Origin of the sequence: Muricoccus harenae (assembly GCF_009848505.1) — a bacterium.
Taxonomy (GTDB): Bacteria; Pseudomonadota; Alphaproteobacteria; order Acetobacterales; family Acetobacteraceae; genus Roseomonas; species Roseomonas harenae.
On the sequence record NZ_WWDL01000062.1, the window covers coordinates 1 to 10,635 of the forward strand.

At 70.7% G+C, this 10,635-nt stretch carries 13 protein-coding genes and 1 tRNA gene; 5 read left to right on the top strand and 9 right to left on the bottom strand.

Translation table 11 applies throughout. The features are described from left to right. Positions 1 to 111: 111 nt before the first annotated feature. Positions 112 to 360: a DUF2842 domain-containing protein gene (locus GSE44_RS24330; protein ID WP_159351421.1), complete on the bottom strand. Its 249-nt coding sequence runs from the start codon at positions 358 to 360 to the stop codon at positions 112 to 114. Positions 361 to 451: 91 nt separating this feature from the next. Between GSE44_RS24330 and GSE44_RS24335 the strand changes: the two genes are divergently transcribed. Together GSE44_RS24335 and GSE44_RS24340 are read left to right on the top strand one after the other, a co-directional pair. Beyond that, complete coding sequence (locus GSE44_RS24335; RefSeq protein WP_159351433.1) at positions 452 to 970, top strand: adenine phosphoribosyltransferase; 519 nt, start codon at positions 452 to 454, stop codon at positions 968 to 970. Positions 971 to 1,023: 53 nt separating this feature from the next. Continuing rightward, positions 1,024 to 2,025 carry a hypothetical protein gene (locus tag GSE44_RS24340; RefSeq protein WP_159351422.1) on the top strand — a complete coding sequence of 334 codons (1,002 nt, stop codon included), beginning with the start codon at positions 1,024 to 1,026 and terminating at the stop codon, positions 2,023 to 2,025. A gap of 35 nt (positions 2,026 to 2,060) precedes the next feature. Here the strand turns inward: GSE44_RS24340 and GSE44_RS24345 are convergent, their stop codons facing one another. From GSE44_RS24345 to GSE44_RS24360, 4 genes are read right to left on the bottom strand one after another with little or no spacing between them, the layout of a single operon-like run. After that, entirely contained in the window at positions 2,061 to 3,128 is a 1,068-nt protein-coding gene (locus GSE44_RS24345) for an AbrB family transcriptional regulator (protein WP_159351423.1), read from the bottom strand. A gap of 53 nt (positions 3,129 to 3,181) precedes the next feature. Then, positions 3,182 to 3,970, bottom strand: coding sequence for a DUF1217 domain-containing protein (locus tag GSE44_RS24350; RefSeq protein ID WP_159351424.1), 789 nt, complete (start codon positions 3,968 to 3,970; stop codon positions 3,182 to 3,184). Between the two features lies 1 nt (position 3,971). Then, entirely contained in the window at positions 3,972 to 4,340 is a 369-nt protein-coding gene (locus tag GSE44_RS24355) for a flagellar biosynthesis regulator FlaF (protein ID WP_159351425.1), read from the bottom strand. Beyond that, a complete protein-coding gene (locus tag GSE44_RS24360; protein WP_159351426.1) occupies positions 4,337 to 4,672 on the bottom strand; it encodes a flagellar biosynthesis repressor FlbT in 336 nt (111 codons plus the stop codon). The genes GSE44_RS24355 and GSE44_RS24360 overlap by 4 nt, the downstream gene beginning before the upstream one ends. Positions 4,673 to 4,729: 57 nt before the next feature. On the opposite strand from GSE44_RS24360, the gene GSE44_RS24365 reads away from it, so the two are divergent. Then, entirely contained in the window at positions 4,730 to 5,479 is a 750-nt protein-coding gene (locus GSE44_RS24365; RefSeq protein ID WP_159351427.1) for a nucleotide-binding protein, read from the top strand. On the opposite strand, the gene GSE44_RS24370 is transcribed toward GSE44_RS24365, so the two are convergent. Continuing rightward, positions 5,480 to 6,700 (bottom strand): methyltransferase, encoded by a 1,221-nt coding sequence (locus GSE44_RS24370; RefSeq protein ID WP_159351428.1) that lies wholly within the window; start codon positions 6,698 to 6,700, stop codon positions 5,480 to 5,482. Positions 6,701 to 7,115: 415 nt separating this feature from the next. Here GSE44_RS24370 and GSE44_RS24375 point away from each other — a divergent pair, with 415 nt between their 5' ends. Then, the gene (locus tag GSE44_RS24375) at positions 7,116 to 8,477 is read left to right on the top strand and encodes a serine/threonine-protein kinase (protein ID WP_159351429.1); all 1,362 of its coding nucleotides are present in this window, start codon (positions 7,116 to 7,118) and stop codon (positions 8,475 to 8,477) included. A gap of 13 nt (positions 8,478 to 8,490) precedes the next feature. On the opposite strand, the gene obgE is transcribed toward GSE44_RS24375, so the two are convergent. The 3 genes from obgE to rplU form a co-directional block, all read right to left on the bottom strand. After that, the gene (gene obgE, locus GSE44_RS24380; RefSeq protein WP_159351430.1) at positions 8,491 to 9,492 is read right to left on the bottom strand and encodes a GTPase ObgE; all 1,002 of its coding nucleotides are present in this window, start codon (positions 9,490 to 9,492) and stop codon (positions 8,491 to 8,493) included. A gap of 71 nt (positions 9,493 to 9,563) precedes the next feature. Next, a complete protein-coding gene (rpmA, locus tag GSE44_RS24385) occupies positions 9,564 to 9,833 on the bottom strand; it encodes a 50S ribosomal protein L27 (protein ID WP_159351431.1) in 270 nt (89 codons plus the stop codon). Between the two features lie 28 nt (positions 9,834 to 9,861). After that, positions 9,862 to 10,176 carry a 50S ribosomal protein L21 gene (rplU, locus tag GSE44_RS24390; protein WP_159351432.1) on the bottom strand — a complete coding sequence of 105 codons (315 nt, stop codon included), beginning with the start codon at positions 10,174 to 10,176 and terminating at the stop codon, positions 9,862 to 9,864. Positions 10,177 to 10,435: 259 nt separating this feature from the next. On the opposite strand from rplU, the gene GSE44_RS24395 reads away from it, so the two are divergent. Next, a tRNA-Ser gene (locus tag GSE44_RS24395) sits at positions 10,436 to 10,525 on the top strand. The last annotated feature ends 110 nt before the right edge of the window (positions 10,526 to 10,635 follow it).

Consider the following 10,635-nt stretch of genomic DNA (forward strand, 5'->3'; position numbering starts at 1 on the left):
ACACCAATCTCAGCCGCGGCGAGTGCTTCGGCAGCCAGAAAATCTGCGCAGCCCGCGCCATGGTCTTCCTCAGCCGCACCTTCTGAGCGAGCAGCCGGGGCGGCACGGAGCCTATTTCCGCGCCGCCCAGCGCATTAGGCGACCGGTCGGCCACACCCAGGCCATGCCGGCGACGGCGAAGTAGAGGACCTGCAGCACCCAATGCTGCGGCAGCACGGCATCCGCCAGCGCCACCGCCGCACCGATATAGAGCAGGAAGCCCAGGATTCCGGCGATCACCGCCACGGGAACGCGCGACATGCAGGTGCTGGTGCCGGATTCCGGCGGCCGCGCCAAGCCCCCGCCGCGCGGTTCCGCCAAGCGTTTGCCTGAGGGCCGTGCCCCGGCTTAAGACGCGGACCCCTAGACGGAGCCCCAGCCGATGACCGATAGCCCCACCACCGCCTCCGGTATCGACCTGAAGCAGCATATCCGGGGCATCCCCGATTTCCCGAAGCCTGGCATCCTGTTCTACGACATCTCCACCCTGCTGCGGCATGGCCCGGCCTGGAAGGAGGCGATGCGCCGCCTGGCGGAGATGGTCCGGCCGCATCGTCCCACCCTGCTGGCAGGGATCGAGAGCCGCGGCTTTCTCGTCGCCGCGCCGCTGGCACTGGAACTGGGCCTGGGCTTCGTGATGCTGCGCAAGCGCGGCAAGCTGCCGGGCGCCATCATCGGGCTGAACTACGCGCTGGAATACGGCACGGACCGAATCGAGATGCAGGCCGACGCGGTGAAGCCTGGCGACCGCGTCGTGGTGCTGGACGACCTGCTGGCCACGGGCGGCACGTTGGCTGCCAGCATCGCCCTGTTGCGGCAGGCTGGAGCCGAGGTGCCGATGGCGGCATCCCTGATCGAGCTGACCTTCCTCCATGGCCGTGCGCGGCTCGGCGACACCGCCTTCGAATCCCTCATGGCCTACGAGGATTGAGGGTTGCGGCATTGCCACATTCCCGCCTCACCACACCGCCAGCGTCAGCCGGCATGACCGACTTCGCGCCGCCAGGACCGAAGTGCTCCGCCGGGCTCCCGGTTCTCGGGAGGCGTGCGGCCGGGCTGTCGCTGCTGTCCCTGGCGCTCATGGCAAGGCGGTCGGCCGCTGCGCAGCCGGTGCAGCAGGTGACGATCCTGGTTCCGGGGCCCGAGGACGGCGCGTCTGCGCTTTGGGCCGCCCGCGCCTCCGCCTCGCTCACCCGCGGAGCTCACCGCGCGGTGGCGCTCCAGCTAACCCATCTCGGCGGGCCGGACGGGGTGACGGCGGCCAACCGCTTCGCGACACTGGAAGGTCGCTTTGGCGAGCGCTTCCTCGTCCTGCCCGGAATGGCATGTCATGTGCGGCTGACGGGCGCCGCCCGCGCGCAATTCGAGCCGGGCGCCTGGCTGCCGCTGCTGGTCGGCTGGCAGGGCGCAGTGCTCGCGGGGCGCGGGCCACTGCCCTCCCAAGGTGCGACGCCGATCCGCGTTGCCATCTCCTCCCCCGAGGCGCCGGAGGCCGCGGCGCTGGCGCTGCTCGACCTTCTCCGGGTCCCAGCGCGGCCGGTGCCCGGCCATCCGGAAGCCGCCTTCACAGCAGGCGAGGCGGATGCGCTGCTCGTGCTGGGGCCGGATCCGGCGGCGCGGGCCAGGACCATGGGCGCCACGCCCTGGTACCAGCTCTCCCCGGTCGCCGAGGCGGAGACGGAGTCGGCGGGTGTCCCTCCCCTTCCCATCCGCTCGCCCGCTGTCCGTGGCGCGCTGGCGGCGGTGGCGGCGCTGCAGATGCGGGCGGCGCTGGTCATGCCGGTGCTGACGCCGGCGGATACGATCGCCGCCTGGCGCCGTGCCGCGACGCGCTGGCATGAGGAGGAGCGCACCCAGCTGGCAGAGGGCCAGGCGCTGATCGGCGTGCCGGCGGCCACCGCCTTCGCGCTGCTGGCGCCGCCGCCGGATGCGGTGCTGTCCTATCGAAGTTGGCTGGAGCAACGGCTGGGCTGGCGCGCCGGCTAGGCGAGCGCGGCGCCTGGCATTCCCTTGTGGCCTGATCAGGCCTGCTTTTCGCTGGCGGGAGGCACGAGGCCGACTGCGACGGCGAGGCGCCAGAAGGGCCCGATCAGCGCACTGCAGAGCAACACCCGGGTCAGATGGAAGCCGAGCACCAGCGGCACGGCGAGGTCGAGCGCCTTTGCCGTCAGCGCCATCTCGGGCATGCCGCCGGGTGCCATGCCGAGCAGTACCGCCGGGCCCGGTAGGCCGAAGAGCCAGGCGAGCGGCAGGGAAAGCGCCGCAAGCAGCCCTGAGAGCGCGAGGGTGGAGACGGCCGAGACGAGGACGAGCTTGCGTGACGAGAGCAGGAAGCGCCTCGTCAGACGCAGGCCGAGGGTGGTGCCCATACCGATCTGCGCCGCATCCACGAGCCAGATGGGGATGCCGGTGGGCAGTCGCTCCGCAGCAGAGAGCGCGATGACCAGCGCGCAGGGCGCCAGCATCCAGGCATTGGCGAATCCGACGCGGCTCATCGCCCAGCCGAGCACCAGGCCGGCCGCCGAAAGCAGGGCAAGCCAGCCGAGATCACTCGGCAGGCGCGGGGCGGAGAAGGCGGAATCCGCCACGCCCGGCGCCAGCAGGGCAAGGACCGGCGGGAAGAGAAGCACCACCAGGCACATGCGGATTGTCTGGGACAGGGTGACGACGGGGACCCGGGCACCGGCCTGCTGCGCCAGGACGGTCATCAGCACGATTCCGCCGGGCACGGTGCAGAAATAGCCGCTCCGCGCATCCGTGCCGGAGAGGCGGGCGAAGAGGCCCGCCACCGGAAGGGCGGCCAGGATGGTGACGACGCCCGCCGCCACCATCGCCGGCAAGGCCCCGACCACCGCCGAGAGCACCGGAGCTGTAAAGCCCTGCCCCAGTCCGAGGCCGAGCACCACGAGGGAGAGGTTCCGGACGGCCGGCGGGTTCGGCACCGCCACGAACCAGGTGAGGGCCGAGCTGGCGATCATGGCGCCGATCATCCAGGGCAGCGGGATGCCGAGCAGTACCGCTACCGCTCCACCCGCAGCCCCCACGAGGAGGGTTCGGAGATGGATGAGGCTGTCGTTCGGGAGGGGCATGAGAGGGCGGGAGGATCGCGCGAGAGCGCCGGGGGGTCAAACCGGCCGGCCTCTCAGGCGAAGAGGGAGAGGAGCGAGGAGCCACTGCTGCCCGTGCCGCTGCCGGCCGCGGCCATGACGTAGCGCTCCGCCATTTTCGCCGCCTGGCGCGGATCGGTGAGCTTCGAGAGGTCTATCCGGGAGGTGACGGCGCGGGCCTGGGTCTCCACCTCCTGGATAGCAATGGCATCCGGCAGGCCGAGCGCACCGGTGACCACACGGCGGAGCACCGCGTCCCCCAGCACCTCATAAACGTTCAGCGCCTTGCCGGTGGCCATGCGCTGCTGGAAATACAGGGCGTCGGCGATGCCGCTCGCCTCGCTGTCCTTCGAGACGCGCCACTGATAGGCGGTGAAGCCCTCCGCCAGCTTCTTCTGCACCGCCGGATCGCGCAGCGCGTCCATGCCGCGGGCGGCCAAGTTGAGCGTAGCGGCGGCCGATTTCCAGCGGGCGTCGGGCAGCGTCGCGGCAACGGATTTGGGATCGGCCGGGTTGGACGTCAGCGCGCGCAGGGCGAGGCCGGGCATGTCCACCGCATCCGGCAGGCCCAGTGCCGGCAGCAGCACGGCGGAGACGCGCGGGTCGCGCAGCGCCGTCTGCACATCCTTCGCCCGGGAGATGCCTTCGGTGAAGCGGGCAAGCGCCAGCTTCACCGAAGCCTCCTTCGCGGTCTGAGCAACGCCCTTCTCCTCGGCACTGGCCGCGGAGGCGCGGCGCAACGCCAGCACCGCCGTGGCGGCATCGGCCGTGCTACCGCTGCTGCCGCTGCCGCCGAGGATGGCGAGGGCGATCGAGCCCGACATGTCAGGTCTGGCTGGTCCGGCCTGCCGCCATGTTCTCGTTGACCTCGATCAGGAAGGCGAGGTCGGGTTCGTCCTTCTCCATCTCCCGCAGAACGGCACGGCCGACGGAGATGATGGAGGCGCGCAGCGGCGGCGGGAGGGCGTTGGTGGGATCGATCAGCACGCCTTCCACTGCAAGCCACAGGCGGCGGTTGTCGGCGAGCGCGCGAATGGCGCGCAGCCCGGCCTCCGGCCCGAAGCCCTGGGCGGCGCGCAGGCCGCCGGTGACGCGGCGAAACACGTCCGCCTCCTGCGCGCGCGTCGGCAAGGCCGCGCGGGATGCGCGGTAGGCCGTGATGGGATGGGGAGCGGGGTTGGGATGCGGCATCATGCGGTCATCTCCTCCGGCATGGGGCGGGTGTTGGGGGGCGGGGCGATGCCGAGCACCACCTCCTCGTGCCGCATCACGCGGCGGGCGAGCTTCAGGGCGGTGTAGCAATCATCCTCCTCGGCCGCCGTCAGGGCGCGGTCGAGCATGGCGGTGACCAGCGCAGAGGTGGTGGCGGACTGGAATTCGGCGATGGCCGCCGGCCATTTGCTGCCGACGCGACTGGATGGGGCGCGCCGCTTGGGCGGCGTGCTGGCCGCCGCATAGGCCGGCCCCCTGGTGCTGACCGAGGCCGGAACCGGTCCCGGCGCGGCCGATGGGCTTACCCCACTCACCCCCGCCTGGCTCGCGGAGCGCCTACACGGCCCTGCCCGCCTCGCGCAGGAGGCCGCATGAGCACGCCACGGTTGATCGGAATTGCCTCGGGCAAGGGAGGCGTGGGCAAGACGGCGCTGGCCGTCGGGCTGGCCCAGGCGCTGGCCCGCACGGGGCGGCGCGTGCTGCTGGCGGATGGCGATCTCGGGCTCGCTAATATTGATGTGCAGCTTGGGCTGGCGGTGCGGCACGACCTGATGGCGGTGCTGGCCGGCAATGTGACGCTGCGCGAGGCGGCCTTGGCCCAGTCGGAGGGTTTCGACGTGCTGCCGGGCCGCTCCGGCTCAGGCGGGCTGGCGGCGCTCGATCCGGGTTGGATCGGGCGCTTCCTGGCGGTGCTGCGGTGCGCGCCGCATGACGAGGTGGTTCTGGATATCGGCGCCGGGCTGGATCCGGTGCCGCGGCGGCTTTCGGCGGGCTGCGACACGCTGCTGGTGCTTGCCACCGACGAGCCGACCAGCCTGACCGACGCCTATGCGGTGCTGAAGCTGCTCACGCGCGATGCGCCGGGCGCGGATGCCCGGGTGGTGGTGAACCTGGCCACCGATGCCGGCCAGGGGGCGCGCACCCATGCGGCGCTCGACCGCGCCTGCCGGGGCTTCCTCGGGCGCGGCGTGGCGCTGGGCGGGGTGGTGCGGCGCGATCCGCAGATGCGCGACGCCATCCGCCACCAGGTGCCGCTGCTGACGCGGCATCCCGGATCCAATGCGGCACAGGACATCGAGGCACTGGCCGCGAGGCTGGCGGCATCGCGTGCCGCCGCCTGATCAGCCGCGGCGCAGCACCAGCAAGGTGCCGGCAACCTGCGTGCCGCGCTCCTCCCGCAGCACCACCTCCTCGCGCGCCACGAGGCGGAGGGAGGTGGCATCGGCGAGGGCCAGCACATGGGCGGGGTTATGGCGGTAGCGCATGCCCTCTCCGAGCGCGTAGGGGGCCTCCTCGCCGGTTTCGAGGCTGAAGGCGGCATATCCGCCGGGGCGCAGGGCGGCGGCCATGGCGTTCAGCGCGGGGCGGAGGTCACCGAGGTAGTTCAGCACATCCGCCGCGGCCACGAGGTCGAAGGCAGCGGCGTGTTCCGTGAGATAGGTGACAAGCTCCGCCTCCTGCAGCGCGTCGTAGATGCCGTGCTTGCCGGCCTGTTCCAGCATGCGGGGGGAGAGATCCACGCCGGTCATGCGGCGGGCCCAGCCGCGCAGCGGGATGCCGGAAAGGCCGGTACCGCAGCCGATATCCAGCACGTCCAGCGCTTCCTCCGGGGCCAGGCCGGCGCCGCGCAGCAGGTTCGCCAGCGCCTCGGGCGTGCGGTAGCCGAGTTGGCCGGTCAGCTCCGCCTCGAAGCGCGGGGCATAGGCATCGAAAAGGTTGCGAACATAGGCCTCGGACGGGCGGGCGGGCGCCTTCCCCTCGCCAAGGGAGGCGAGGAGAAAGCGGGCCTGGGCACCGACTTCGCCGCCGGCCGAGAGGGCGCGGCGGGCGGCCTCGGCTGCGCCGGTGGCGCCGGCCTCGCGCAGCCCATGGGCAAGCGCGAGCTGCGTCTCGGGATCATCGGGGGCCATGGCGGCCGCCTGCCGCAGATGCGGAAGCGCCTCCCCCGGGCGCCCGAGGGCGCAGAGCGCCTGGCCAAGATTGCGGCGGGTGATGACATCCGCCGGGCGCAGGGTGAGGACCTTGGAGAAGATCGCCACCGCCTCCTCTAGATGTCCCGCCTCAGCCAGGGTCGCGCCACGCGCGGCGAGGAAGATGGGGGATTGAGGGTTCGAGGCCACGGCGCGGGTGGAAAGGCTGAGCGCCAGTTCCATGTCGCCATACTGCCGGGCGATGATCCCCAGCAGATTGGTCGCATTGGGCTCCTCCGGCTCCAGCTCCAAGGCCTGTCGGTAGAGGGCAATCGCGCCCTGCACATCGCCGATCCCCTGGCGCGTGGCGCCCTCCCGCACCAGGGCGGCGGCCTTCTGCCGGGTATCGGTGGGTGTGGTCGGCTGCTGCATCAGCGGCTCCGGAAATGGCCGTCTCCGGCGAGAGCCGGGAGGAATGGGTTGATCGGACAGGTCCGGGACCTGCACCTGGATGCTTCACGCGGGATGCGCCGGGGTTCAACCGCATGTGGGCGTGGGCGGCAATGTGCTGGGCCGATCCAGGCTCGGCAAGCGGCCGCCGCCATTGGCGCGTCACGCGCCGCGAGTTGAAGGGGCTGGAGGTGGACAAGCCCGCCCCCCACCCCGCAAAGTTGTGGACGAAGAAGCTCGCGCATCTGGCGGTGGCGTGGCACAGGCCCGGCGGGGCCGTCCCGCCCCGTCAGCATCGCTCGGATGGGGACATGATCTTGGCCGCCTACGCATGACGGCCCGCGGGGCAATTCACCCGGTCCCTGCAGGAGAGCAGGGCCGGAACCCTGAGACGGATGTGTCTCCCCTGCTGGCCGGCGCGCAGCGCCTGGCCACGGAACTGCCTGGAGAGACCCTGATCGACTTCTGGCCGCCGGCGAACGGGCCGGTGATGATGCCCTCGGCACAGGCACGTAGCGCCGCCGTTGCGCTGGCGCAGGCGGTGGCGCAGGTGACCGAGTTGCGGAACCTTCGCGCCCAGAGGGAGGCATCCGGCGCAGCGCCGGGGCCCATGCACGCTGCGGCGCAGGACGCGGCTATCGAGGAGCGGAAGCAGGGCGCGCTCCAGGCGCTGCGCGAGGTCCTGTCCATCCTCGGGATGAGCAGGGCGGATGACGGGGCGAAACGGGATCCGGACACGACGCGGATGGCGCTTCCGAGCGCCGAATCCAGCTTTCCGGGCGTGTCAGCGGATGTGACGCTCTGGTCGGCAGATGTGGGCGCCACGCTGCCAGCGCATGCCGCCGGCCCTGTTCGGCTGCTGGACGGGAATCTCGACCTCGACGGGGAGCCGATCATCGTAGCCGATCGCTACGAAGCGCGGGACCTGATCGGGCGCGGTGCCTTCGGGACGGTGATTGAGGCTTATGACCGTCGGCTGGCGCGGCTGGTCGCCGTAAAGGTGGTACGGGTCGCCACCATTCCCGATGACGTAGAGACGGAGATGCTGGAGCGCTTCCGGCAGGAGGCGCGGACGGTTGCTCGGCTGTCCCATCCGGGGATCGTGCCCGTCCACGACTTCGGCGAGGGCGCCGGCTATGCCTGGATCGCGATGGAGCTGGTCATCGGCGAATCGCTGAAGGCGGCGCTGGATGCCGGGCACCGCTTCAGCCCGGCGGAGGCCGCGCGGATATCGATCGAGCTGCTGGAGGCGCTGGATTTCGCCCATTCCCGCGGTGTGGTCCACCGCGACGTGAAGCCGGCGAATATTCTGTTGGTGGCAGATCAGCGGGCCGGCCATGGCCCGGTGCGGCTGGTTGACTTCGGTGTCTCGCGGCTGGGCGACACGGGGCTGACGACCGCCGGGCAGATGATCGGTACGCTGACCACCATGTCGCCCGAGCAGGTGCGGGGCGAGGTGGTGGATGCGCGTGCCGATCTCTGGGGCGCCGGGGTGGTCCTGTACCAGCTCCTGACCGGGCACCGGCCTTTCGAGGGCAATGCGTCGGCGGTGATCGCCGGCATCCTCGCGCGGGATCCGGTGCCGCCCACGACCCATGCGCCCCATCTGCCGCCGGGCTTCGACGCGGTGACCGCGGCTGCGCTGGCGAAGCCGGTGGACCAGCGCTTCGCCAGCGCCCGGGAGTTCATCCAGGCGCTGGCGCCGCTGGCCTCTGAAGTGGCCGGCGTGGAGGGCGGAGCGGAAGATCGGCCTGGCTAGGGCCGTGCCCGCCTCAGGCTTCGCGCGCGGCCTTCACGGCATCAGCCAGCGCCCGTAGCGCCTCAGGCACGCCGGCGCCGGTGGCGCCGCTGATCAGTAGCGGCTCCTTCCCGATGGCACGAGCCAGGGCCTTCATGCGGCTGGTGCGGGCCTGGGGGGTCATGGCGTCCATCTTGTTCAGCGCCACGATCTCCGGCTTGTCCGACAGCCCGCCGCCATAGCCTTCCAGCTCGGCACGAACGGTGCGGTAGGCCTCGCCCGGGTCCGGCTGGGTGCCGTCGATCAGGTGCAGCAGGACGGCGCAGCGCTCGATATGACCGAGGAAGCGGTCGCCAAGACCAGCGCCCTCATGCGCGCCCTCGATCAGGCCGGGGATGTCGGCCAGGACGAATTCCTCCGTCGCGTTCAGGCGCACGACGCCAAGCTGCGGGTGAAGGGTGGTGAAGGGATAGTCCGCGATCTTCGGCCGCGCGGCGGAGCTGGCGGCCAGGAAGGTGGACTTGCCGGCATTGGGCAGGCCGACCAGGCCGGCATCGGCGATCAGCTTCAGGCGCAGCCAGACCCAGCGCTCCTCCCCCGGATAGCCGGGATCGGCACGGCGAGGGGCACGGTTGGTGCTGGTCTTGTAATGGGCGTTGCCATGGCCGCCATCGCCGCCACGGCAGAGCAGCTCCTTCTGGCCCGGCTTCGTCAGGTCCGCGAGGACCGTTTCCTTGTCCTCTGCGAGGATCACAGTGCCGACGGGAACCTTGAGGATCACGTCCTCCGAGGCCGCGCCAGTGCGATCCGAGCCCGCGCCGTTGCCGCCCTTCCGGGCCTTGAAGTGCTGGGCGTAGCGGTAGTCGATGAGGGTGTTCAGCCCATCGACGGCCTCGGCATAGACATTGCCGCCGCGGCCACCGTTCCCGCCGTCCGGCCCGCCGAACTCGATGTACTTCTCACGCCGGAAGGCGACCACGCCGTTCCCGCCGTCACCGGCCTTCAGATAGACCTTCGCTTCGTCGAGGAACTTCATGGGGGTGCTATCCAAAAACGAAAACGGGGGCCGCGAGGGGCCCCCGTGATGCGTCGCGCTGAGGCGAAGCCTTACTCGGCCGCGAGAGCCGTCGGCTCGACCGATACCGCTACGCGGTCATCGGCCTTGCGCTCGAACTTCACGGTGCCATCCACGAGGGCATGGAGGGAGTGAGTGCGGCCAACCAGAACATTGCGGCCCGGCATCATCTTCGTACCGCGCTGGGTCACGATGATGTTGCCGGCACGGACGGCCTGGCCGCCATAGAGCTTCACGCCAAGCCGCTTACCGGCGGAGTCGCGCCCGTTGCGGGAGGAGCCACCGGCCTTTTTATGCGCCATCTCTCAGATCTCCTGTCTCAGGCCGCGATCAGGCCGCGAATTCACCAATGCGCAGAACCGTGTAGTTCTGGCGGTGGCCATTCTTGCGGCGGCTGTTCTGGCGGCGGCGCTTCTTGAAGATGATCACCTTGTCACCGCGCTTCTGCTCCAGGACCGTAGCGGTCAGGGAAACGCCGGGAACGGTGGGGGCACCGAGGGTCAGGCCGGACTCGCCGCCAATCGCCAGCACATCGTGGAAGGTGATGGTGGCGCCGGTCTCGGCCTCCAGCTTCTCCACGGTCAGCACGGCATTGGGGGTCACGCGGTACTGCTTCCCGCCGGTGCGGATCACTGCGTAGGTCATGGGGATGCGGTCCGCCTTCGTCTCGGCTCTTCGGTCGTGCAAGAACCGGCGGGGCCCGCGCCCTCGAAGGGGAGCCTCACCGGAAGAGGGGCGGCCTATAGCGGGGCTGGGGCCCGGGAGTCAACTCCCATGCCTGCGGGTGAGTGGCTGCACACCCGCCCGGCCACGGGCCACCAGATGGGTTCAGGTCCGCCCCACCAAACCCTCGCTCGCGCGTTGCGCCCTGCCGCGTGGCGCATTATAGGGCCGTCCACGCCCCGGAGAGGTGCCAGAGTGGCCGATTGGGCCGGTCTCGAAAACCGGAGTAGGGGCAACCCTACCGTGGGTTCGAATCCCACCCTCTCCGCCAGTGCATTGTAATTATTGAGAGATTTGGTTCCAGCCGCTTTGAGCACCCACAGTGGTCCAAGGTGGTGATCCAAGTTGGAGTCCATTCGATATCTCCGCCAGCACCCCAAG